Origin of the sequence: Absiella sp. AM09-50 (assembly GCF_003433845.1) — a bacterium.
GTDB classification, from domain to species: domain Bacteria; phylum Bacillota_I; class Bacilli_A; order Erysipelotrichales; family Erysipelotrichaceae; genus Hoskinsella; species Hoskinsella hominis.
This window is the reverse complement of the sequence record NZ_QVFI01000024.1, coordinates 37,674-64,371: the sequence shown is the minus strand read 5'-3', so window position 1 is coordinate 64,371 and position 26,698 is coordinate 37,674. Positions and strand designations below refer to the sequence as shown.

Below are 26,698 nucleotides of genomic sequence, written 5' to 3'. Positions count from 1 at the left end.
CACTAGATATCACTTTTCATTGTTGTCAATACCCTTAACTTATTGGCATTGACGAATTGTACACTTTTTTTCATTTATAAGGATGCGCAGTAATGATTGTATAAGCACTGGCATTGATTGTAAGAATACCTAATTTGATATAAACATACCAGTTTTTTCCTTTTCTTTCAAATATGGTATCTGTTTTCATTATTTGCTGTTTACACCACTCCACAGTATCATCACAGGATATCTGTAAATTCTTTTTGATACGTACTTCTCCCATAGGGGTGGTATGTATCATTTCCAAATGCTCTATCAGTTCATTGTTCATGATCATTACTAATCCTTTCTTCTTATAAATTCAAAGAACGCAAAAATAATAGAAATCACAGTTAATACAGATACAATTAATTCAGACATATTATCCGCATAATCCGCAAGTTCAGGTTTCATCATTGCCAATACAAGGAAATATGCACACCATATCAATCCCAATGCCAAGCATGTCAATGTTACATATTTTAAAGTTTGTAGCATGAAAGCTGACATTCGCTTCGCTTTTTCTAAACGCTCTGGTGTATAATGCTTATATCTTGTTTTTCTAAATAATCCAATACAAATACCAATGCATGTCCCAATACTTAAACCCATACATATATCATATACTAGCTTCATTTTTTCTATCTCCCTTTAAGTTTTCCACAATCTCTAAATAATGCTTTGTCGCAAGTTCACTTATTTTACCTTTTTGACAAAAAGATAGCTTTGCCAGTTTTGGTACTACTCGCTGAACAACGATTTTTCCATCTTGTAATGTTGATGACAATGCCTCAAATGCTTCTTTAAAACGCGAATCTTTAATAGCCGTTTCATAAAAAGATAAAATATATACATAATAGAATATATTATATCCACGAAATGGATACTCTACCTGCATAAATAATGTACCAATCCCATAATGACATGGGCTAATTGGTCTTTTTATTTTCCAATGATTTAATAAGAAATCAACTGCTCTATTTACCACCAAAGAATCTATATCATAAAAACGAAGTGCATCTAACACCAAAAGAGTTGTATAAGGCGTAGAAAACATTGTTTCCTCACCTTTGCCAAAGCTGTATTTCTTACAAATCCAACCACCATCATCCTCTTGTGTATTTAGGAAATATGTACAAGTTCTTATTAAACGTTCATCACTTGCATATCCCATTCTGCATAATACCTGCCAGGCTAACGCACTTTGACATGGATAGATACCCCCATTAGGCGAAATACGAAATCGGCCATCGTCTTTCCATACAGAAAAAATCAATTCCGCAAGTTGTTTTATGATTTCATCATTCTGTGACATACCTAATTCAATAAGATATGTTGCACATTCCAAGGTTGTAAATGGCGCTCCTTTTAATAATTTATGATCTGGTGTTGTCCATAGATCTGCTCCCTGATCATAGCGATGTGACAAGATAGCATTTATATCCTCTTGAAAAATCACATGCATCACCTGCCTTACTCTCATAATATCATGGATAGTAAGAAAAAGAAAAAGTTTTTGACATAGAGAATCAAAAACCTTTTATATAAATTATAAAAACATTGCCATGTAAATCGGTAGGTGTACTACGCCATCTCTAACCATAAGATCTTTTTGATATAAAATATATGATGTTCCTATACGCTTACCAAACTTAGTTTTAAATTTATCTAATGAACTATGTTTTTTATATATGGAAGATTTTACTTCTATAGGATATATTTTTCTTCCATCACTAATTACAAAATCAATTTCCATATGATTTTCTCGATGATCTACATCCACTCTTGAATAAAAGTATAATTTATGACCATTCGTTCTTAATATTTGAGCAACAACATTTTCCATGAGCATGCCCTCATTGATATTCAATCTATTAAATAAGACAGCTTTATACAAATCATTACTCGTATAATCGTTATCCATGAATGTTTGACTTATCAGCAATCCGGTATCGGCCATATAACATTTTCTTGTTGTAAAATCACTGCTTAATGCAAACCCCACATTAGGATCTGTACAATTATAACAAGAGTTCACAATCATTGCATCATTTAACCACATAAAAGCATTTTCATAATCGCGAAATCTTGCGCCTTTACGAATAGAAGATATCTTATATTTTTTCTCCTTTTTTGATAATTGACCAGGAATATCATCAAAAATCATCAGTACTTTATTTTCATAACCAGTAGCAAACTTACTTACATCATTTCTATATAAGGTCAAGATATTTTTTTTGATTTTATCTACGTTTGCGAAATTTTTTGATTTCACATATTCATTAACAGCCTGGGGCATTCCACCAACTAATATATATTGTCTAAAATCAATCATAACTTTCCTATGCATAGCCTGTCCTAATGGCTTTTTTTCTTGAAAACAGAGTTTTAAAAATGGAGTGGTCGTTTTATCACCTAATGCCCACAAAAATTCCTCGAAATCTAATGGATATAATCGAATGTGTTCTTCTTCTGATGGTATTATAATGTCTTTCACATTTCGTTTTAATGACAATAAAGAACCTGTTTCAATATAATCATATCGCCCATCTTTTACTAAATATTTAATCAATTGTCTAGCGCGTGGAAATTGTTGTACTTCATCAAATACAATTAGTGTATCTCTTTCGTAAAATTGAATACCATAATATGCTGATAGCTTAATAAAGAAAAAATCCAAATTACTACTTTCATTTTCAAATAAATCAATAATTTCATTTGATACATTACCAAAGTCTATTATTAGATAACTTTTATATTCATGTTTATTGTGTTTCGCACATAACTGCAAGTTGTTCAAGTTATTTATAGATCATTCAAATTATCATAGATGAAAAAGGACATTATTGCCTTTTGCCCATTGATATGAAATGCATGTTCCTTTTCTCCTCTGCGAATCAATCCTTGATGTTCATAGAAAGGATAGTTGCAGCTTGTATCCGTGTACAGAAAGTACTTTTCCACATTTGCGTTTTTCATATATTCTTGAAGTGCAATAAACAATTGTTTACCAATACCTTTTCCACGATATGCTTCATCCATAACAAAAAAAGCAATTTCTCCATCATATTCCATTTTACTTTCTTTCAATAATTCACTGTCAATTACGCTGATATCTTTAAACATCATAGCAATTCTTCTTCCTTCTTTATGTAGAAACAAAGACAAGATAGATTGTATCTGTCGGATACGATATTTCAAAGGACAATGATGATGTTTTCTATCATTTCCCATAATAACACCAATTGCCTGATCCTGTGCATTCACAGCAACAGCTGTAAATGTCTGATTACATAAACAACTGCTTAAAAATGCTTTTGCCATATGATCTGCTGTTTTAGGGCTGCTCATTTCTTCGTATTTCCATGCCTGCTTAATCATTTTCTGGATTCTTGAAAAATCTTTTTTCTGTATTGTTCGTAATGTAATTTTGTTCATAAACATACTCCTTTTCTTACATGAAATTATCATGTATACTTATCTTAAAGTATACAGTTACTGTAAAGTCAAGGAGGTACTTTCATGTATCATTCAAACACCTATTATACAACAGCGCAATTTGCGAAACTACATGGCATTAATAAACGCACACTGCATTATTATGATGATATTGGCTTATTTTCTCCAAAACATAAAGGAGATAATCAGTACCGTTATTATACAGAATCGCAAAGTATTGAGCTTCAATTTATATTAATGTTGAAAGATTTACATATGAGTCTTGATGAAATTGCTGATTATCTAAAACACCCTAGTAGTGAAGGATTTAAATCCATCGCTATTGAAAAAATAGCCATGATTGATCAACAGATCCAGCAATTAAAACAAACACGGGAAATACTACAAAAACGCTTAAAAATGCTTCAAATCAGTGAACAGATTCATAACAGAGAGATCCGCGTGGAACAAAGAAACAAAGAAATCATACTCACAACACCTTTTTCCTTTCGTGACGACCAATTGGATATGATTGCGCAAAAATTATTAGAGTTGAATATTTCTGAAGGAAATTCTATTGGATATGGCAGTTATATTGCATTAGATAAAATAAGAAATCATGAATACGATGCATATGATGGACTTTATCTTCCTATTAAGAAATCCTTAAAATCCAAGTCTGTAATGATTCGTCCTAAAGGATATTATCTTTGTGCTTATATCAAAGGTGATTGGAATCAAATTCCAGCTTTTTATGAAGATATCATTGCTTATGCGGATGCTCATCATATCAAACTTGGTAAATATGCTTTTGAAACTGGATTAAATGACTTCGCTATTCATACAATCGAGGACTATGTTAGCGAAATAACCATTGAAATTGAAGATTAATCTTGACTCTACAGTAACTGTATCGTTTATAATAGATATCAATAAGGAAGTGATTTTATGATACGTTTATGTTTTTTGATGCTTATTTTTATGATACTGACGCGCTTTTTATTAATTGGCTTTATATTACTGTCATTTTATATAAAGAAAGGTTTGTCCCATATGGATGAAAAAAGCTGGGACCTTTATTTTCAATCTATCACTAATCAAGGTTATTTTTTTAGATTTTTCCTCATTGCGGTAATTACATCCATGATCATATCATGTATTAGTTATTTTGTTTTTACTGCTTTGAATATTTCTCAAGCTTTTTCCATAAGCATTATATTATTCATATTGAATATGCTATTTCTTTATGTGGATATGCGTAAGAATAAAGATGTTTTGATACATAAAATAGAGCGTATAAGAATGGTAAGTGAGTAATGAAAAGCTGATATCAATTAGACATCAGCTTTATTTTATGACTTAATAAACCATCGTATTGAAATATCGTCTGTACGCCTTCAACTGTTTCCGATGTTAACACAATATCATTTATTCCTTGTATTACATCAAAAGATATAGATACAGTTTTTACCTGTTGATGTGTTGTTTTATCATAAATCACACATACACCATTTATATCCTGTGTATAAATGTAGAAATCATTGACTGCTATCAAACGTACATTTTCTTTTATGATATGTTCAATTTTTCCATCATGATATGTAAAGACACCTTTTTTATTTAATGTCGTGAAATATAATGTATTATTGTATGACGATACTTGTGATACAAAATCTTTTGATATGATCGTCGACTTTCTTTCAGATAAATCATATTTTTTTAAATCCAATGTCGTACTGATGTAATAAAAATTATCACCATCTAAAATTCCATTGCCAGAGTAATCTGAAAGCACAACATTTATATTTTTAGTATCATTTATATCCACATTCATTAAATGGTTTTCTTCATCAAAGTAATATAACTGGTTATGATATATAAAGATTCCTCTCATACCAGTTAAACGAGGTGCATCTTCTAATCCAACATGGTATTGTTTTATTAATCCAAACAACATTTCTGATTGATAATCTTTACGACTTGTATAGATTGTTTTCACTTTATGCTTGTCTATATCATAACAATCCACATCATATCCCTGACGAATAGAAGAATTTTGTTGGTTCATATAACAGACAACATTTTCTTGCACAATCATTTTTTCTTTTTGTCCTTCAAATACCTGTGGAGAAATATCTTTGATAAAATCTTCTATTTCTTGGTTCTTTAAATTTATATATTTGATTTTGTTTTGGTCAATAAACAATACGCCATCTCGATAAGGTAAGAATGTATCATTAATATTCATCCTTGTCGTATCTTTTATTGATACTTTGTTACTACATCCACTCAATAAGCAAATGATGAATAAAGCTATTACCTTTTTCTTAAATTTTATTTTTTTATGTATATTACAAAAGCTTTGATATACCTTGTATAAAGCATATACTATCACAAATATCCATATGATTGCCATGATGATTTCTAATAATTTATTGCCTCCTACATAGGTCTGTACAATGAATTCCCCATCACTGCCTTTATTCAATACAATCTGTTCATTTCCTCTAAAAAAACCAGTAGCTTTCATGAAAGATAGCGAAAATGGCACATAATAGATATATGGTAATGAAATACAAAAGTTCATTAATAAAATTGTGGACAGTAAAATAGAAAATACAGAGATAAACTTTTTCAGACAAATAGATATAATCCATATCAAAACACTAAAGGATAAATAACCAATGACTTTCATCAATTGTATGATGAGCAGTATTTGTATACAACTAATATTTAAGCTCATGTGCGCAAACGCAGGTACACTGTGAATGGGCGCAAAGATATCTGAAAAATCATAGTGTAAAAAATATGGGATATCATGTAGAAACAAAGCGATTAGAATACATAGGAAACTGCATAATAATCCTGCATAGCATTTACTTCTAAACGTATATTTCTTGCCTTTTTTTGTACTAATGGTAAGGCTATGCATTTCATTTTCATATTCCATTGTGAAAAGCGTGATATTGATCAATAACAGACAAATGATCAAGGGATAGGATAGGCCATCATCTTGTATAACACTCTTCCAACCAATGGGATCGATAACTTCTCTTTCTTTTGGATTTTCTTTTACATAATCTATTTCATCTTTGAGCGTCTGGTATGCTTCCATCTTTAGTAAACCAGAATTTACCTGTTCTAAGTTCTGCTTCATTTCTTTCACTGATGCATCAGATAATTCATAAGATTTTTGATGGATAGTATCATATAAATCATCACGTTTTGTTTTTAAATCTATGATTTTCATATACTCCTGATGAAACTGGTTCTTTTTATCTTCTGTCAGTTTTCCACGATATACAGCCAATTGTTCTTCATATATCTCTTGGCTGTTTGACTGTGTAAATCGATGTATTGGATGAAAGGTGATACTTTGTATGAGCATCACAAAAAACATTAAAACCAATAATATCATCATTAATTTCTGTTTACATATTTTTCTTATTTCGTATATCATAGGCTTTTCCTCCTACGTGTGTATCGCGTATATAGGAATATCATAAGTAATATACATACGTCCAATAGCAGTGTGATTTGATATGTATAAAAGCTGTGATGGAAAATCGTGATACACGTGACATCATTTACTGTTTTATTCAGATATAATAATCCACAGGGATTCCATGTTGTAAAGCCTGTTTCCCCCAGCAGCAACAATCCTGATACAAACGCAAATGTAATCATAATTGACATCATAGGATTCTTTATTCTTCTGGATATTGTCAAAATAATAACGCCCATACAGCATAATGCTATTAATTGAAACAAAACACGATATAACCAATAACCAAGCATTGTGACATTCATTGTGGAAAAGTGATATGCCGCATTTGTATAAACAGGCAGTTGTGCACCATCAAAACCATATATACTAAGTGTAAGGATCGCATCCATCAAAGAAAACAAAACAACCAATACTATCACAAAGCTGATTGTAAAATAAAGCTTCCCTTTCTGAATCTGCTGATTTCCAATCTTTGTGGAATAAAGAATCAGTTCCATATCACTTTCTTTTTCACGTGAGTAAACCATAGGCAATGTGATCATCATGATGAGTAAGATAAAAATAACTGATGTTTGATTATCTAATAACTTATCCCATCCTTTATGATTATCGTAATAAGACAGTGTTCTTCCTTCATATGTTTGATATAACTTTTCATACTTTAAGACCTGTCTTTTTTCATGATGTGTTTCTAAATACACGATATTATCTTTGATATTCTGACAATAATCTTTCATTTGCTGGCTATAGTCAAGTTGATTATTTATTTCTGATTCAATCACATTTAGATAGATTTTATCAGCTTGCGCTTCATTATTTTCACCTTGTTTATTGGTATCTTGCTTGAGTGCATTTATTTTTTCAAATGTATCATTTGTAATCGGTCCACTTACTTTTTGTTTTAAATTTTTTTCTATCTGAAGAACCTCTCCATTATTATGATAATCCATTACATATGGCACAAAACTATACAACAAATGCACACCAAATAATACAATAAACGAGAAAATAAATAGTTTGCTTTTTAATAATTTCTTCCATTCATATCGTAATAGTATCATACATGTTCACCTGATTGAAAGTAGTATAAATATACTTCTTCTAATTTTGGTTCTACAGATAACGCACCTGTTTCTTCTTGATCACTGATATATCGAATGGAAACATATTCATTTTCATGTATGATACTACTAATCATATACTTGTTTTCATAATCTGATAAAGATGATTGCAAGATTTTTCTCAACCATACTTTTCCTTTGATTTCTTCCAGCATATCCTCTGTACGTTTTACACCCAGCAATTTTCCTTTTTGTATCAGAATTACCTCATTTGCGATACTTTCTACATCTTCCATGATATGAGTTGCTAGAATAACGATACGATCAGTAGATAAATTAGATATCACATTACGAAACCGTATACGCTCTTTGGGATCTAAACCAGCTGTGGGCTCATCTAAAATCAATAATTTAGGATCATTTAAGATTGCCTGTGCAATGCCTAAACGCTGTCGCATACCGCCTGAGAATTCTTTGATTTTTCTATTTTGTACATCCTCTAAATTGCATAACTGCAGGACTTTCTTAACTTTAGAAGCTATTTTACTTTTTTTAATATCTTTTAATACACACATATATTTTAAAAATTCCGCACATGTAAAATCACCATAAAACTTTGGATATTGTGGGAGATACCCTACCTGATCAAGGTAACTTTCTATATCATCTTTGATATTTTTTCCATCATAAAAGATATTCCCACCAGAAGGATCTAATACATTTACCAGGATATTGATTAAAGTCGTTTTCCCTGCCCCATTTGGTCCTACAAAGCCATAGACACCATGATGCAAACACAAATTCACATGATCTAAAGCCATATGCTTTTTATAATATTTCGTTATATCTTTAATTTCTACTTCCATATGAAAGCCTCCAGTCATGGGATAAATTTACTCAATTTGTACCAAACGCTCATCTGAGATCTTAAACGCATATACTCCACCAGATCCTTGTGCTTCTTCTGTTTGTGCAATGATTGCATAAAAAGCGTAGTTACCTTTTTCTATATCATCTGGTATTATTAAATCAAAATCCGCTATTCCATAATCATCATTTGGATAAGTCAGTATTGCCGCATCATATCCTCCCACAAGCTTTAAAGGTTTATGATTTAGATAAAAGGAAATCGTTCCATTCGGCGCAAGGCCATTTTTTGTTAAGCTGATATGTAATGTTTTACCTTTTTTCGTTTGTATTACTTTTCCAGAATTATATGATTTACCGCTGAACATGTCATCAAATACTTTTTTATCCGTATCTAAAAGATAGGATGGCATTAGATTTTTTTCATCTTTTTTACCTGTACTTGTCCATTTTAGATTATTCATTACTTTCGTATCTATATTCTGATTTTGATAATCCTGATCTGCGATAAAGTCTTTTCCATACGCCTGAATCATGGAATCATTAAACATAATAAAATTTGATACTTCAGGTAAATAATCTGCATTTATCACGATTCCAAAGCCTAAATTAATTTTTTCACCTTTTTTAAAATCCTTTGTTTTCATATACAATGTGATTTGATTTTTTTCATTAGCTGGTTTTATTGTCTGAACAAAAGAAGGCTTTTGAGATTCTTCTAAAGAAAACTCCACAGGAATACCATTTTGAAATGCATATAGTTTATGATTTACATTTGTTGGCCCTACTTCCAAATTTACATGTAAAGCTACACTATCATTTTTTATCTCTATATTTTGAATTTCTGATGTTAAAAATGGTCCCTGATCATTTGTTTCATCTTTTATCTTATTTCCTACATCATCTTCTACATTCTCTTTTTTTACACTACATCCACCTATTATCAATACCAGACTTAATAATATTGTTGCTGTTTTTAGATATGTATTCATAATCTTACGCCTCTTTTCCTTATGCCACATTCATAAACTAGCTATTCAACTTCCAAAACCCGCGGTTCTGTATTTTCATAATGCTTTCTATTATTACTGTTCGTAAAAATCATTGCATAAAATGTATGATTTCCTTCTTTTACATCCTGAGGTATCTCTAATTCAAAACTTGTCATACCAAATGTTTCATTGGTATAATCTAGTTTACCTGCCACATAATCACCTTTTATCATGACTGGCTTATGGTCAATATAAAATGTTATGATTGCATTTGCATCTAATCCATCCTTAACGAAAAATATCTTAAACAATTTCCCTTTTTTCGCATGCATCACCATAAGATTATTCACAGGTTCATTACGCACCACCTGTTCAAGTATTTTTTCATTTGTATCCAGTGCATATGAGCTTATTATATTTTTATCATCCGTGACTTTCATATCCGTCCACTCTAAATTATCTAATATTTTTTTATCTGATTGATTTCCAATAAAATCTTTATCAACATTAAAATCACGGCAAATAGCACTTACATTAGATTTCATAATATCAAACCTTGTAAACTCTATTATCTCAGGAAAATAATCAGGATTTACGACAACTCCATAACCAAAATTCACTGTATCTCCTTTTTTAAAGCTCCTCGCATTCATATAAAATGTATAACTATTCTTTTCTTTTGTTAATGTTATCTCCTGCGTAATTCTTTTATCTCCATCTTTATCAAAAGAGAATTCTATTGGGACCCCGTTTTGATATGCATGAAAATAATATTTTGTGTTAATTGGTCCCATTGATATATCGGCAGACAAAACAACACTATCTTTTAAAATCTTAATGTCCTTAATTTCACTTTCAATAAATGGTCCATGACTTTCTTCAGCATCTTCTTTAGGATTCTCTACTACTTTATCTATATTATCTTTTTTTACACTGCATCCACTCAAAACCACCATGATCATAAGTATACTCACCATTAGTTTTTTCATATGAAAAGACCTCCATCTATCATCATTATTCATCTGATTTCCATTCTTTTCAATTTAAAAACAGTAAGTGGTCAATATTTACAGTAAGCGGTCAATAAAATAATAAAATCCTGCATTCATAAGAATCCTTCAACACCTGATTCATCACACCATGATACTTTTCCACAATCTCATTTATATATTGTAATTCAAAATTTTCTTTTACTAAATTTTCTCTTTCACATTCCATAATAATAGATAATTCATTTTCATGAAGTATCCCCTCTTCCTATAAGTAGCTAATATTCAATACAAATTAAAAAAATAAAACAACCTTTTATAAACACAAGATATATAAAAAAACAACTGATTCAAATTGAATCAGCTGTATTTTCATTATTTTAAGAATCCAAAGATATGATCAGGATGCAATTCCATCTGATCAAGAATCATCATTTCATCTTCTGGGATACGTCCAACAAAGTTTCTTTCGCCATCGTTTTCAATATCCTGTAAGATAATTTCACATTCACCTAAATAGTGTTTTAGATTATCATTTACAATAACTACATCACCTCTGTGGAACATGTGATCATCATGATTTCTTACAGGAATGCTCTTTCCTCTGCACGCGAAACGAGGTAAACTGCTTCTGATATAATAATCACTCGCATCACTTCTTCCAGCATGTGGCATTTCAAATAAAATCTGTTTTTCAAGATCACTTAAGCCATCTACTGTATCAATACGAATGGTGGTCTTTGTGAAATCTACTTCTGACATTGCCTTTAATTCTTCTTCCGTTGCATATGCATTGCCAATTAAAATATCATCAATGACTTCACATGATAAGAAGTGACGTACCTGTAAATCAATAGGTTTTCCACGATGTAATTCTACAGTTGGCAATCCTTTATATACTGGCCAAGGACCAAATGTATTGGTATTATTACTGGTAACAAATGCCGCAATAGGTAATCCTAAAGCTGTCCATTTTTTGTTAAAGTTCATGAATACATTCCAGCCTAAACCACTATAACGTTCTGGATAGAAGTTATGACAAATTGTCATATTGTGCTTATCAGCCCCATGTCTTAATAAATGATCTACACTTGCATCACTGCTTCCATTAAATTCAATTTTAATTTGATATGGATTGTGTGTTAATAATGCATCCTGGAAATCATCAAAATGTCCATCTAAACGGATAATATCCACACCAATTTCATGGAATACAGAAACATCCATAGGTGTAGCACCTAAGTGTTTGAATACCTGTGGATTTGTATCCACACTAACAATAAAGCCTAATTCATGTGCTTTATCCATAAATGTTTTAAATTCTTTTACAATTTCATCCTTCTCTTTATCTACAGATAACAAACATGTAAATATACGAGTAAAGCCATATTTAGCGGCAAGCTCCATATAAGCGAAATCTTTTTCCTGTGTAGAATGTTCTGGATAAATACTAATACCTAATCTATGCATAAAATGCCTCCTTGTTTCATGGGATTTCTCCCATTTCCTATGACTCTATTATACTCTGTTTCTATATGTTTTGTTTACGGAAATATTTCCTAGTGTTTAGGAAAGTTTCCTATTTATATAAACTTATGTAGTTTAGGACGTTCACCTATATTTCTTTCCCATGTTTTTTTCTGTTGTTGAAGTATTAGTTGTTTTAATGGTTTCAATGTATCATTTTGATCAAAAGCTTCTAATGCTTGATAATACTGTTTCTTATCTTCATCATAAATAATGACTGGCGCTATCTCATGTATCATAAAATAATAATTCATTAAGCTTCTTCCCACGCGACCATTGCCATTCGCAAAAGCATGAATATTTTCAAACATGGCATGGAAATATACACCAACAGTAAAAAAATCATCCCCTTGATATTCATTGACTTCATTTAATAAATCTTGTAAATCAACCTCTACATTTTCAGGATAACTTCCTACTTCATATACTCCTGTAACATAATCATGTTTTTTAAATTCACCAGGTCTTTCATTATTTATGTGATATCTTCTATCATCATAAGTCCCTTTTGTCAATTTATAATGTACTTCTTTTATAAAAGATATATCCATAGGATATTTTTTGATGATAAATTGTTTTAAATATTCAAAACAGTGTACTTGATTTTCTATTTCAAACAATGTTTTCAAATCACCTGTATATCCTGTCACACTACCCTTTTCAAATATTTCTCTTGTAATATCAAGATTTACTTTTTCATTCTCTATTTTGTTTGAATGATATGCAAAGAGTATTTTAAATTCATATAACTGTTTATCCATTTCTTCTTGTGTATCAAGTTTTAGTCTATACATATTTCCTTTACACCTCTTTTAAAATTCATTATAGCACGCTCCTTATGCAAAAAAAGAAAAAGAAGCAAAGATGCTTCTCAAATTTAGATATCTAAAGAATTCTGATCTAATAGGAATTGCTCAATACCAATATATAAGATTCCAAAATCATCGTACCATGGTATCATTTTATCTTTCACAACAACAATTTTCTTAAAAGAATCATTCACTTTAAGGAAGGAATTGATTTCCTGTTGCCGCTTTTCTTCTAATCCTACAGTTAGCGCTGATTGTATATAATATCGCTTACTGTTTTTACTTGCGACAAAATCAATTTCCAATTGTTGCCGTTTCCTTTTTCCCTGTTCATCATTTGTATAAGCTTCTACCATTCCAACATCCACATCAAATTCTCTGCGCACAAGTTCATTGAAAATGATGTTTTCCATGATATGATTTTCTTCTGTTTGCCTAAAATTCAATCGGGCATTGCGCAATCCTATATCTGTAAAATAATACTTTAGTGGTGTATCTATATATTTTTTTCCTTTTACATCATATCGTATTGCTTTTTCTAAAACAAACGCATCTATGAAATAATCTAAGTATTTACTTATTGTATGATTACCAATAGAAACATGTTTTACACTCCTGAACGTATTCGATAGTTTATTGGGATTTGTAAGTGACCCTACACTTGATGAAACAATGTTTAGTAAATCATCTAAAACATCAATATCATTTGATATTTGATTTCGTTCCACTACATCGCTAATATACGTCTTAGAAAAAAGCTCTTTTAGATATTTACTTTTTTCTTCATGTGTATGAAAGCTCAATAATCGCGGCATTCCTCCATATGTAAAATAATTCATCCATGCCTCTTCTTTTTTATCAAAAGCATTATAAAATTCCTGATAAGATAGTGGAAAAACGCGTACTTCATCACCTCTATCCTTAAATTGCGTTAATATATCTGAAGAAAGCATTTTTGAATTACTGCCTGTTACATAAATATCTAAATTTTCTATTTTCATTAAACCCAATAATACATCCACAAATGTAATTTTAGCTTCTTCATCATCTACATAAGGGTTTTGGATTGCGCTAACCAACTGGATTTCATCTATGAAGATATAATATTTTTCGTTTTGATTCTCACATAAACTGCGTATATATTTATCTAGTTCAAAAGGATTACGGTATTGCATATTACTTAATTCATCTAGTGCTATTTTAATGATTTGATTTTCGTTTACACCTATACTTTTTAGATATTTATAATAGATATGAAATAATAAATATGATTTTCCAGACCTTCTTATTCCCGTTATTATTTTAATATAGCCATTATCCTTTTTAGATATTAGCTTATTCAAGTATTTATCTCTTTGAATTTCCATATGTCACCTCGTTACAAAACTGTGCATTTGCACATTTTTCTTTCTTACATATATTATATTCCTAAAACTGAATTTCATCAATCAAAAAAAAGATGAACGATTCAATCTTCGCTCATCCTTTTCTATGTATTAGAAGCAAACGTCTTCTTTTAATTTTGTTGTATCAGCTTTCTCATGCAGTGCTTTTGCAAGTGTACACATGTTTTTCAATGCTTCATTCAAGCCAGTACCACCTTTTTTAGGTGTTTTTACAATCATGACTTTATCTTTGTATTCATTGATTGTAGCTTCATTTTCGACTGACATTGCGGCAAATGCTGGAACACTTGTATTCGCATTGATTTCAGTAGCAATATGAGCAGCCATACCTGCATAATCAGCATAGTTGAAAGCAGGTCCGCACATAACCACATCCGGCTGCAGTTTGTTGACCATTGCAACAAGCTTTCTTGTTACTTCTTCTTTGTTTTCCAGATAGTAACCATTACCACAGTATAGACATGCAACTACACGTCCATCGATTTCTTTCAGGAAAGGCTCCATCATAACTGCTGGACCTACTGGTTCTTTCTTTGCAGCAAGTGGTACCATCTTGTCGTCTTTTGTTCCTGCACCAGCCTGAATCTGGTCATAAATCATAATAATTTTCATTTACGAAACACCTCTTTCAACTGTATTATACTACAATTTTAATCTTACAGATCGTCAAATGACAGATCGTCTAAGCTAATATCGTCTTCTTCTTGAGCAGCAACTGCTTTTGCTTCATCTTCCAAGTACTGTTTGTCCATTGTTTTGATGAATGGCATGTAAATGAATACACCAAGTACAAGTAAGAATGCCTGGAATGCAGCACCAACCCAGTTAGTAGCCAAGAAACCAGAAATGATAACTGGAGTTGTCCAAGGAATATTTACACCGTTACATGGTGGGAATAAACCGAAGTCCATAGCGAAATAAGATAAGATAATGTTTACTGTAGGAACCAATACAAATGGAATAACAATTGTTGGGTTCAATACGATTGGTAAACCGAATACGATTGGTTCGTTGATACCGAAGATACCTGGAACTAATGCTAATTTACCTAATTCTGTAATACGTTTAGATTTACAGAATAATAACATTGCGATCAATAATGATAATGTAGAACCACATCCACCGAATGTTGCGAATAAGTCCTGGAACTGCTGAGAGATAACGTGAGCACCATTTGCTACTGTATATCCACCTGTTGCACCAACTTCTTTAAACAGATTCAAGTTTTCAAGAGATAATGTCTGAAGGATTGGGTTGAATACAGCACCAACAACAGAACCACCGTTAACACCGAAGAACCAGAATAAGTGTAAGAAGATGTATGCGATAATCATAGCACCTAATGTATCACCTAATCCAAGTAATGGAGTCTGTAAGAATGTGAAGATGAATGTAAATGCATCTGTACCACATCCAACGAAAATCATATTTACTACAAAGAATACTGTCATAACGATACCTGCTGGAATTAAAGCAGCGAATGACTGTACAACTGTTGGAGGTACACCAGCTGGCATCTTGATGATCCAACCTTTACGTTCTACCCAAGCATAAATATGAACACTAACTAATGCACAAATGATACCCATGAAGATACCTTTGGCACCTAACCATCCCAAATCAATACCACTAACTGTAGCTTTCATGCCTTCAGCTACTTCCATTGCTGCACCATTTGCATCAAATAATGCTTTGATTGAGTTAGTTAAAGCATATGGCATTAAGATGAACCAAGACATCAATGAAACAGCAGCACCGAAAATTGGTGTAGTTTTCATTTCTTTTGCGAATGAGTAACCAATACCCATAGTTGCAAAGATTGCCATAATTGTAAATGTTGCATCAGATTGTTTTCCTAATAATGCACCTAATGACTGTGATCCAATCATGAAGTTATTGATGAAATCTGTCCATGCATTAATAGGGAAGTTAGCAATCAACAAGAAGATAGAACCTACGATCAACAATGGAGTTGATACTAGGAAACCATCACGAATAGCAATTAAGTACTTGTTTCTGCCAATCATCTCTGCAAGAGGCATCAAGTATTTTTCTAATGTTTTTAACATCTCTTTCTCTCCTTTTTCGTTAGAATCATTATACCCTCTTATGATTCTTCTTTTTTGTTACTTTTCTGCTGTATCAATTTGATAGCCATTGCGAGAACCTTGTTTCCATTCATCATGCCATATGCTTCTGAGTCAATGACTGCCATTGGGATCCCTTCATGGCCAAACTGATCTAACATTTCTTTGTATAAGTGTTTAGATTGTGGACCAAGTAATATGCAGTCAGGACGATCATATTTTATGATGTCACCCATTTGATTGATTGGAAATGCTTCCACGGTGATTGGCAAATCACGTATATCTGCCTCCATCTGCATACTGCTTGCTAACATACTTGTAGACATTCCAGCACTGCAGAACAGGTAGATTTTTCTCATACGACTATCTCCTTTCATAGCATACTCATTATATCTTCTTTCGAAAATGATAATCTTGAAGCGTTTTCCTAGTACTAGGAATTATTTCAATTTCGCTTCTAATTCTGCAATGCGTTTGTAATTATCGATCATTTCCTGAGCAATGATTTTGAATGCTTCTGCACTCATTAGCTGGTCTTCAGCGTGAATCAGCAACAGGTTTGGCTGTACAGGATTTCCACTTGCTTCCTGCTGAATCATGGATGCGTGTGCCTGGTGTCCCTGATTGAAGTTTTGTTCTCCTTCTTTGATCAGTTCCTCAGCACGTTTGAAATCTCCACGTTTTGCCTCCTGAATTGCTTCAATGTAGGTACTTCTTGCTGTTCCTACGGCTGATATAATCTGAAAGCACTGTAATTCTAAGCCTTCCATAAAAGCGCCCTCCTTTTCTTACAATATCATTATATCGTTTATCTTATATAATTACATGGAAGTATTTACCTAGTCCTAGGAAATTTAAATGCTTTTATTTTCTCCCATATATTCTTCATATTCTACAACTTTTGTTTTCGCAAGGTAATCATGGAACATTCTGCGACTGTTTATTTTAAGAATCATAAAACCACTCAGGATACCTACAGCAAGTCCTGCATACATTAAAATTCCTACCAGATTCAGGTTTAATGCCAAAGATAACATGGAATGCCATACACCAGATACGGTATAAAGACTTCCTTCAATGATCATGACACCAATCACTTCTCTGATCAACAGTGTTTTTAAATCTGCTTTTGAATCATCTTTTTTTACAATTTTAAAGCCCATGGCACGTTTTCCAGGTGTTTGTCCCGGATAGATTTTTAAAGGTATGTATACATAATAGAATAACGCAAACAAAATACTTAAGGTGCCTGCAAGATATGCTTTTCCATCTCCTAGCCTACCTGCAATAACCAATACATTAACGCCTGCCATCGTTTCCATATCTTTTGTCCACATCATCCATAGTAAACACATTGGAAGCAGTGTACAAAGACTTCCTAAAAACCAGTCAATAATATAAGCAAATAATCGCTTTCCATTTGCGACATTGCATTCACTGTGATCTAATTTCATATATAAATTAAAGAAAATATTCATGTTTTCCTCCTTATGATTCTTCTTGAATCTGCATGATAAACTCTTTTTGATTCTTAGCCTCCAACAGACTTGCGAACTTGCTGGAATTGATAACGATACTGCTTAACCAGTCGAAGAATACCCGTAATAATTTTCGATCTTCATTACGTATTGCGAGCAATATGACTAGCTGTACATCAAAATCTCCCCATTTGATTGGATTTTTCAATATGGCAACGGATAAACAAGAGTAGTTTGCGGCAACATTGAAGGTGTGTGGAAGAGCAAATCCATAGGTGAATGATGTCGATGACATAGATTCTCTTTGTAGAACGCTATCCTTAAAACCAACTGGTGTATATCCTTCATTGTCTAATTGTTCACACATATAACTGATTAGTTCTTCTGGTGTAGATACATTTAAATCCGTATAGAAGAATTGTGGTTTAATTAAATGTACAATGCGTTCTTTAAATTCCTTTTTACTCTTTACCTTATCCAATTGATTCAAGGCATGAAAGATTCTGCTTTCATCTTCAAAATTCACGAATAGTGATATTTGAATAGTGGGAATACCAAGGCTGTGCATCAATGGAAGGGTTGTCAGAATCATATCCGGTTGTAAGGCTTCCACCTGTGCTTCTTCAAAGAAACTCATATGATCAATGATTTCCATACGCTCAGAAAACCTTGTTTCTACTTTCTGGGCACACAGTTTACTTAATGCCTGATCATCTGGATATATCATCAATACTTTATATTTGCCAGAAGCTGAGCTACGATCGTATGCACTTCCCAGATGTAACGCAAAGAAACCTATTTCATTTTCATTAATTTCAAGATTTGTTTGTTCACTTAGGAAATTACCTGCACGTACACCCATTTCAAATACCAGTGGATATTTCTTTTTGATTTCTTCCAGATACACATTGTCTACTTCTACATTACGTGATTGCCGTTCAATCAAAGATTGTAAATGCATTTGTAAACCCACTTTTAAATCTGTATCATTACGGAAGTCAATATCGAACATGGTATAGATATCTGCCAACAAATCTTCTACAAGTTTTTTCACATTGTAATCTCGATTTTCTATTTTAATATTATCCCCGGTATAATCACTGCTTCGTTTCCCCAGCAGCAATAATGCCAGTAATGCAATTTCATCTTCTACCACTTCGATACGGATTTTTCCAGCAACCTTATGGAAGAATTCTTCTGCGATAATATATTCTACACTTTTTGCCAGTTCTGGATTTTTACGGTCTGTGACAATAAAGTTACGATGAATAATACGTTCAATCGCGATACCTACATGCATCATCAATAATGGCATTGCCATTTCACGAATATGGAAATCATATTTTTGTAAAGTATCATCCAGTATCTGCTTAACTTCCAGTAAATCAAAGTCTTTATATAAGGAAGCAAGCTTGTTCATGTTTAAGAAGTTTCCCTTAGTTTCTTCTGCCAGCATGTCCTTATATAATTTACGTTTGCTTTCTTCGCTTCCTTCTAAATGAATAAAGCTTTTTGATCGCACCAGTTTTAAATCATCATAGGGTTCTACCATCTTTTTGATACGTTTAATATCATTATCGATGGAATATCCACTAACATATACTTTATTCTGCAGGTCTATGATATTTAATTCATTTCTTTGAAATAACAATTCCTGAATAATATATACACAGCGTTCCTGCGGTGTCTGTGGAATCGTATCTTCAATTTTGATATCCAGTGTACGAAATATACTCTGATTCAGATGATATCCATAACGAAGATTACTCTCAATCAATTCATTCTCATATGTACGATTAATGACATCTACATCAGAGCGAATGGTACGATCACTGACATTTAAGAGTTTGCTTAATTCTTTTCCAGTAATCCATTCATTCATATCATTCATCATCGCAATGATTTTCTCCTGCCGCTTGTTTAATGCCATATTCTCACACCCTCTCTATGTACCATTATAAAGTGTTGTCGTAGGATTTATTTGCATAGTTTTTCCTAACTGCTAGGAAATTTTACCATATTTATATATCAATTGAAAAGCAAAGCATTATAATTTAACTATATTAGGAAGAAAATCAATTAGAATATGGAATGATATTTCCTAAATAAGTATTTATAAACAAAAGGATGATAAGCTTTTTTATTTATCATCCTTCTATGCCTTATTTATTTACTTTTTTCCACAGCTTTCTTTTATAAGTCAATATTCCAAGAATGCCGATAGACACAAAACATGCCGCAAGCAATAATTCACTTTGTATTGTATCACTTGTTTGTGCTGTTGCGTTGTTAGTTTTCTTATCATCTGTAGAAGCGTTGTTTTGACTTTCTCCATTTGGTGTTATCGCATCATTTTTCTGATTACCATCATCAGGATTGGCGTCATCATGATGATTTTGATCATTTGTAGTTTCCCCATTGTTTCCTTCTGGATCATCCTTTGGTGTTACACCTGTTTGTGCTAATACATAAGTAGAGAAATGATTGGTTTTAAATTGCGCCATGCCATTTATGACTTCTACCTGAAATACTTCTACTTCCTCCTGATCAACACAATAAACCGCAAGTTTATCATGATCGTATCCTCTTGGTATCGGTAGGCGAACACTTACCAATTTGCCATCTTTTGGCTGAATCAATGTTTGATTATGCGTTAAAGTAATGTCATACACTGTAAACTTTTCACTTAATTCACTTAGCTTTTTCTTAATCGTTTCCAGCTTCTTTTCATCTTTCATTTGTGATATGTTTGCGTTTGTACCTTTAGGAAGAATACCTTCTTCTGCTTCAATCGTTACATTTGTTGTTTTATCGATTACCTGTGCAGCTGGATAACTTATTTCTTCTTTATCAGGTATTTCTTCTTCTGTTTTACTACCAGATACTGATAATTGTGAAGCTGTAAATACCAAACCATTTGATTCATTTAGGGTTTGCGCAAAGGTATCATATACCAGCTTTAGACCTGCTTTATCTGGATTTAAGGAAAGCTTTACGGAAGTATTTTCTTCATTTTCAAAATGTAGATAGGCAAGTGGAAGTTTTTGATCATATGCAAATGCTTGTTTCCCTGTTATATACAGATTTAACGCTTTTGTATCTTCATGATATCGATAGTTAAATTTTGCGCCCTGTTTTAATAAGTCCTCATTTGGCACCACTTCTATCAATTTTGCGTTCGTATCTAGCGTGATATTTAAAGAAAGTGCATTTACGGATTCAATATTTTCAATAGAAAGCACTCCTTCATTCTTATTGTCTGTTGCCTCAAAGCTAACAGTAACTGTATCATTGGCTTTTACTGGCATCATAAACATACTGCATACCATAAACGCCGCAATAAATATTTTCATCTTTTTCATAATCTTACTCCCCATATGCCTGATTGTTTAACGTGATACTTGGAAGCTTTTTTGGCAATGTGACATATAATGTATCACTTACCAATCGTTGTCCTTCACTATTTAGTGCATCATCTACACGATATAATTCTACTTTTACTTTCTCAGGTAATTGTTGTGGCAGGTTTTCTGGTTCTATCCAATAGATCCATGTGCCTTTTGCGATTTCATTCAATGGTGCATTTTCAGGAATCTTTGCCAGCAGAATTGCATCTGCGTTACCATTTTCACCTGTTCCTGCGACAACTTTATTGTTTTCATCAATCACAAGTACAGAATTAAATGCTGGATTTCCACGATATTCTCCTGTGAACAACAAAGAACCTTTTGGAATACTCTTACCTGGTGCGTATGTATATGCTTCTTTTAAAATACCAATTCCAGAATCAGTTAAATCAACGTTATCTCCTGGAGGCGCTAAGATATCAATTTCAGCGGCACTTAATGTTTTCTGTTTCGCAATGATTTTTACATAACGTGCATCAAAGATTTCCAGTTTATTGCTTGTGTAATCTTTATCACTGTAGAAGAACACTGTCTGTGTGATTGGACTTGCCTGTAAACTACCCAAAGCTACGGTTGTCCATTTTTCACCATCATTGGATAATGCAATTTCATAGTTTTTTAGATTATCTTTTGCGTTTTCTACTCCTGTATATTTGAATCCTACAACCTGTTGAGAGGCATTCATATTCAGAATGAATTCTATATTCTTATTTGTTTCACCATGATAAACAGAGGAATAATCCTGATCAATCAATGTTTTTAATGTGTTGTTGTCCTGTTCATCACCTTCCATGATTTGATCATCGGCAACGTTACTGGAAATTTCCCAGTTGTTTTTCGCAATACTTCCATCATGGCTGATTTTTACCTGATCAAGTGTTACCTTGTTGGTTGGATTTAAATTATAGTCGTATGCGATGACTTCATATGTGAATACACGATTGTTTGTTGTGGTAATGGTATCGGTATACGTATCATCATTGGTAAAGGCGATAACTTTTCCATTACGGATAATTTCATATCCTAAAATCTTGTCTTGATCTTTATTCACAGACATATGTAAAACTGCACGTTTATCATCATTACCATGCGCAGTATCATGTGTTAATTCAGCGGATAGCACTGTATCTTCTGCCATATCTGCCTGATGCTCTATACGTTTTCTTCTTGCTGTTTCATTCAGATAATAGATTGGTTTTGTTTCAGGTTCTAGTTTTTGTGCCTTTAACCAGGCTTTTGTATCATCACTTGCACTTAATCCCCAGTGTTCAAAATAATCCGTTAAATCTTTATCAGCTGCCAAAGAAGCCATACGAATCAAGAGATTTTGATAATCTACATTTGTTCTGTCCGCATGACGATATGCTTGATACATGCGGGATGTAAACATATTGGTATCATCTGGACGAATCCATGCATCATCATATGCCAGATGTAACTGCCAATACATGCCTAAAGTTGTAAATACACTTGATGCATAGCCTTTACTGCCACTGGTTACTTTTTGATAAATATTTGTATAGTCGTCTTTATATCCACCGATTCTTGAAAATCTTTCTTCATCCAATGTCATCGCAAACTGTGCCACAACATTGTTGGATACTTCCGCATAAGCACCACTCTGCTGATCTAATTCATGACCAATCTCATGGGCAATACCCCAGCCATATAAAGCACCTGTACTGCATTTTTCATTTTTATCTACAGGACATTTTGCAGGTTTTCCTTTCATCAGACCAGCACCTGAACCAAAAGGAATCCCCACATGACCGCCGCCTGCATACATAAATGCATTTTGTACATCCATATAACGGATATTGATTCTTGTATGTGGTTTTTTATCAACTGCATCTTTGGCGTTATCTGAAAAACCTTTTTGCGCATAGGTTAAATCCATCAACTGCTCTGCCGCAAGTTCGTTCTGATATAGATTTTCTATCCATTCTGCTTTTGTGGCTGTCCCATTTTTGATACCGGAAAGTGCCTGTGTCGCTGGTATAGAGAATAGCATTTGATCAGATGCAATCTCTGTGACATTTAATGCCTGATGAGCTGCACTGTATGCACTGTCTTTATATTCCTTATCCAGATATGAAACATAGTTATTTAAATCATCAATATAATCAGATATAAGAGCCTTCATTTCACTTTCTTTATGGATTCCATCAAGTTTCAAATAAGGAATCTTAATGCCTCCACTGACACGTACTCGAATCGGATTCTTTTCCATATCATAGCCTGGCTCTTTTCCTACATATCTTAAATATAAAGAACCTCCATGTTCAATATCCTTAGATGTAATATCTGGAATTGTGATATCATTTTTACCCGGCTGTAATGTTGAAACAACACTCCATTTATTTGGCGTTGCATATGGCTGTGTCATAACCAGCTGTACATTTCCTGTCGCATTTTTACTTTTACCAAGATATACTGCGATTTGATCCCCCGCTCTGGCAGCAATGCCTAATGGTTGTAAATCGCTAATGTTATAAGAGAAACCTTTTCCCACATCATTTTTTGTGGACATTTTTTGATCAACCGTTGTGATTTCCTTACTTAAGTCTTTATCTTGCAGAATCTGTTGGGCATAATCTAAATCTTTCTTCAATGACACATAATCAGGATGTAATTCACCTTGATCCTTAATTTCTAATCTTTCTGATAAATCATTAATTGTTTTCTGCGTTACATTTTCTTTTAAAGTAATTTGTAAATCATCCCCAAATAAATTTTGAATATCTTCTGCTAGTGTATCGTATGTATAATATTTCAATTCACTGATTTTGATATCATTATTACCAGACCAATACTGGGCAAGATTGATTTGAATTTTATCAGATGTGATTGGTGTTTTCAGTTTGATACGATAATACAGATTCTTATTTGTATCATAACATTTCTGTATCTGCGCATCATTTACAAGTATACCTTTTCCATTTTCATCCCAATACTGAACCTTGACATAGGTCAGATCCCCTACAAAGTTATAACTAGGAATTACTACAAATTCTCCAAAGGTATGTGCTTCTTTAAATGTTACGATAGGACTTGGTTTTCCTTTATTGTATCCTCCAGCATCCCAGCTGTTGAACTGCCAATAACTAGTTTGATCATTATCTACGATATCAAATTTGTCATAGCCTTCTGGATTGGCAGATGGATAAGTCACATCTTTGATACCGGCTGTTGTTTTATCTTCGCCTAATGAGAAATTAATTAAATGATAATTAGGTGTGATGGTTGGCGCAAGATTGGTTGTCGTGCCAATAGATACAGCCGATTTTCCACCTTCACCTAAATCATTACTACCACTGACACATACTTGATATGTTGTCGCATCCGCTAAATCATCTATCTTAATAGTTTTATCTTTAATACCTGAAATCTTTTTATAATCTTCTGAACCTTTTATACGATAATATACATTATAGGTTAATGCATTTTCTGATTTCCCCCATGATACTGTAATATTTCGATATCCACCTTTTACATTCACATTTTCTACCGTTTCCGGTACGCTGGTAGGCTTTGGCATACCAATTACGCTTTCTCCATAGCCACTTGACCAGCCATCATCTGTAATGGATTGTACAGAGATGGTATAACTCATAAAGTTTGTAAGATTGGATAATGTCGTATGATTATCGGTTACATTTACTATTTTTTCTGCAATATCTTTCGTTTTGCTATCATAACCAACATATTTAACTTGATACCCATTCACATTTACAACGTTATCCCAAGCAACATCCAGCGAACTGTCTTTAGATGTTACAGAAACATTTTTTGGATAAGCTGCTTCTGGTACTGGAATCGTATCATATACATCATTTAAAAATTCTACTTTTGTGATTTCCGCTAAATGACGATTTGTTCTGGTTCCTGTAACCTTGATTTTGATATGTTTGACTGCGACTTGTCCACCTAAATCGATCACAATATTTGAATCTTGTGCACGAGCAGAACGATATTGCTTCATCCCAAATGGTTTTTCTATGACAATTTCCGCACCACTTTGTTCATCTATAATCGTAACATCTGCTGTTCCTGATGTGATTGCTGATTCACCCTCACCTGCATCAATTTCAATTTTATTCATTTTCACTGGTGTCGTAAGTGCTAAAGGTATTTCTATTGGGGTATCTTTACTTATGGTTTGTGTTTCATCCTTAAAGCCAAAGGTTAGTGGTTCTTCATTCTCTGGATTTATCAGATTTTCCACAGTACCCTGCAAGGTTACTTCTGGCGTTGTTTCTATTGTGATATTTTCTGGTTTTAATATCGCATTGCCTAAAGATTCTAAAGCATCCTCTGCTTTCATACTTAAAGTCTTATGAATATAGCTTAAATCTAAAATATCCACAATGCCATCCCCATTGATATCATAAGTTAAATCTGTGGAATCCTGATCAATTTGATCTAATTCTAAATTATAGTCCATATCATTGACCATACCATCATCATTTAGATCTCCACATAAAAATACAGAACTGGTATCAATGTATAAATATTTACTGTAGTCCTTAATTTCTACATCCTGTTCGACAGTATGAAAACCATTTCCTTTCAACTGGAAATGATAAGTATTTAAAGGAAGCCCGTCAAATACAATAGAAATACGCCTGATATCATCCTGATCAGTAGTGACCCTTGTATATCCTGTGACTTTTTGATTCTGGATAATACCTTCAAATGTAGTATCCTCACCACCCAAATTCACAGAAACCACTTCATCACCAACATGAATTGAGGCGCTTATGCCCTGTTTTGTTTTCTTGATTGGCTGATGAAACACGATATCTGCACGCAAAGAACCGCTTGTTGTTGTGGTTGTGGTCGCATCTTCTGCGGAAATGCTTTTGCTTTTCTGAAATGTATTGATTGGCAATAACATTGCGGCTGCCACCAGCAAACAAACTATTTTTTTCATAAAATTTCTCCTTCATCCCTCATAAGGTAGGTTACATCTCACAAACTACTTATACCATATTTTACCATATTCTTCCAGAAAGATGCATTTTCATGTGACAAATTTATGATATTTTATATCTTTATAATAATTTATGTTGTTATATATGAGGTGAAACTTTATTTTTTCTTTTTTT

At 32.8% G+C, this 26,698-nt stretch carries 22 protein-coding genes; 1 reads left to right on the top strand and 21 read right to left on the bottom strand.

Features of this window, described 5'->3' with window-relative positions:
* Positions 1-70: 70 nt before the first annotated feature.
* From DW114_RS16675 to DW114_RS16655, 5 genes are all read right to left on the bottom strand, one after another.
* Positions 71-313 (bottom strand): DUF3781 domain-containing protein, encoded by a 243-nt coding sequence (locus DW114_RS16675; protein ID WP_117454845.1) that lies wholly within the window; start codon positions 311-313, stop codon positions 71-73.
* An 8-nt stretch (positions 314-321) separates the two neighbouring features.
* A complete protein-coding gene (locus tag DW114_RS21780) occupies positions 322-657 on the bottom strand; it encodes a transporter (protein WP_233509592.1) in 336 nt (111 codons plus the stop codon).
* Complete coding sequence (locus DW114_RS16665; protein ID WP_117454842.1) at positions 641-1,486, bottom strand: prenyltransferase; 846 nt, start codon at positions 1,484-1,486, stop codon at positions 641-643. Before DW114_RS16665 ends, DW114_RS21780 begins: the two co-directional genes overlap by 17 nt.
* Positions 1,487-1,570: 84 nt before the next feature.
* Positions 1,571-2,821 carry an ATP-binding protein gene (locus DW114_RS16660; RefSeq protein WP_199483622.1) on the bottom strand — a complete coding sequence of 417 codons (1,251 nt, stop codon included), beginning with the start codon at positions 2,819-2,821 and terminating at the stop codon, positions 1,571-1,573.
* Positions 2,822-2,826: 5 nt separating this feature from the next.
* A complete protein-coding gene (locus DW114_RS16655) occupies positions 2,827-3,459 on the bottom strand; it encodes a GNAT family N-acetyltransferase (protein ID WP_117454840.1) in 633 nt (210 codons plus the stop codon).
* An 84-nt stretch (positions 3,460-3,543) separates the two neighbouring features.
* On the opposite strand from DW114_RS16655, the gene DW114_RS16650 reads away from it, so the two are divergent.
* Positions 3,544-4,350, top strand: coding sequence for a MerR family transcriptional regulator (locus DW114_RS16650; protein ID WP_117454839.1), 807 nt, complete (start codon positions 3,544-3,546; stop codon positions 4,348-4,350).
* Between the two features lie 439 nt (positions 4,351-4,789).
* Here the strand turns inward: DW114_RS16650 and DW114_RS16640 are convergent, their stop codons facing one another.
* From DW114_RS16640 to DW114_RS16565, 16 genes are all read right to left on the bottom strand, one after another.
* Positions 4,790-6,919 (bottom strand): hypothetical protein, encoded by a 2,130-nt coding sequence (locus DW114_RS16640; protein ID WP_117454837.1) that lies wholly within the window; start codon positions 6,917-6,919, stop codon positions 4,790-4,792.
* Positions 6,916-8,028 carry a hypothetical protein gene (locus tag DW114_RS16635; RefSeq protein WP_117454836.1) on the bottom strand — a complete coding sequence of 371 codons (1,113 nt, stop codon included), beginning with the start codon at positions 8,026-8,028 and terminating at the stop codon, positions 6,916-6,918. Before DW114_RS16635 ends, DW114_RS16640 begins: the two co-directional genes overlap by 4 nt.
* Positions 8,025-8,894 (bottom strand): ABC transporter ATP-binding protein, encoded by an 870-nt coding sequence (locus DW114_RS16630; protein ID WP_117454835.1) that lies wholly within the window; start codon positions 8,892-8,894, stop codon positions 8,025-8,027. The genes DW114_RS16635 and DW114_RS16630 overlap by 4 nt, the downstream gene beginning before the upstream one ends.
* Positions 8,895-8,921: 27 nt before the next feature.
* Positions 8,922-9,887 (bottom strand): hypothetical protein, encoded by a 966-nt coding sequence (locus DW114_RS16625; protein WP_117454834.1) that lies wholly within the window; start codon positions 9,885-9,887, stop codon positions 8,922-8,924.
* 41 nt (positions 9,888-9,928) lie between these two features.
* Positions 9,929-10,876 (bottom strand): hypothetical protein, encoded by a 948-nt coding sequence (locus DW114_RS16620; RefSeq protein WP_117454833.1) that lies wholly within the window; start codon positions 10,874-10,876, stop codon positions 9,929-9,931.
* A 375-nt stretch (positions 10,877-11,251) separates the two neighbouring features.
* Complete coding sequence (locus DW114_RS16615) at positions 11,252-12,346, bottom strand: DUF871 domain-containing protein (RefSeq protein WP_117454832.1); 1,095 nt, start codon at positions 12,344-12,346, stop codon at positions 11,252-11,254.
* 113 nt (positions 12,347-12,459) lie between these two features.
* Positions 12,460-13,197, bottom strand: a complete 738-nt coding sequence (locus DW114_RS16610; protein ID WP_117454831.1) for a Fic family protein — start codon at positions 13,195-13,197, stop codon at positions 12,460-12,462.
* An 83-nt stretch (positions 13,198-13,280) separates the two neighbouring features.
* A complete protein-coding gene (locus DW114_RS16605) occupies positions 13,281-14,579 on the bottom strand; it encodes an ATP-binding protein (RefSeq protein ID WP_117454830.1) in 1,299 nt (432 codons plus the stop codon).
* A gap of 129 nt (positions 14,580-14,708) precedes the next feature.
* Positions 14,709-15,230: a GrdB-related putative oxidoreductase gene (locus tag DW114_RS16600; RefSeq protein WP_117454829.1), complete on the bottom strand. Its 522-nt coding sequence runs from the start codon at positions 15,228-15,230 to the stop codon at positions 14,709-14,711.
* Positions 15,231-15,274: 44 nt separating this feature from the next.
* A complete protein-coding gene (locus tag DW114_RS16595; protein WP_117454828.1) occupies positions 15,275-16,687 on the bottom strand; it encodes a PTS sugar transporter subunit IIC in 1,413 nt (470 codons plus the stop codon).
* Between the two features lie 38 nt (positions 16,688-16,725).
* A complete protein-coding gene (locus DW114_RS16590) occupies positions 16,726-17,064 on the bottom strand; it encodes a PTS sugar transporter subunit IIB (RefSeq protein ID WP_117454827.1) in 339 nt (112 codons plus the stop codon).
* 81 nt (positions 17,065-17,145) lie between these two features.
* The gene (locus tag DW114_RS16585; protein ID WP_117454826.1) at positions 17,146-17,475 is read right to left on the bottom strand and encodes a PTS lactose/cellobiose transporter subunit IIA; all 330 of its coding nucleotides are present in this window, start codon (positions 17,473-17,475) and stop codon (positions 17,146-17,148) included.
* Positions 17,476-17,559: 84 nt separating this feature from the next.
* Positions 17,560-18,183 carry an RDD family protein gene (locus DW114_RS16580; protein ID WP_117454825.1) on the bottom strand — a complete coding sequence of 208 codons (624 nt, stop codon included), beginning with the start codon at positions 18,181-18,183 and terminating at the stop codon, positions 17,560-17,562.
* Between the two features lie 10 nt (positions 18,184-18,193).
* A complete protein-coding gene (locus DW114_RS16575) occupies positions 18,194-20,113 on the bottom strand; it encodes a BglG family transcription antiterminator (RefSeq protein ID WP_117454824.1) in 1,920 nt (639 codons plus the stop codon).
* 232 nt (positions 20,114-20,345) lie between these two features.
* Complete coding sequence (locus tag DW114_RS16570; protein ID WP_117454823.1) at positions 20,346-21,545, bottom strand: hypothetical protein; 1,200 nt, start codon at positions 21,543-21,545, stop codon at positions 20,346-20,348.
* A gap of 4 nt (positions 21,546-21,549) precedes the next feature.
* A complete protein-coding gene (locus DW114_RS16565) occupies positions 21,550-26,523 on the bottom strand; it encodes a M60 family metallopeptidase (protein ID WP_117454822.1) in 4,974 nt (1,657 codons plus the stop codon).
* Positions 26,524-26,698: the final 175 nt, after the last annotated feature.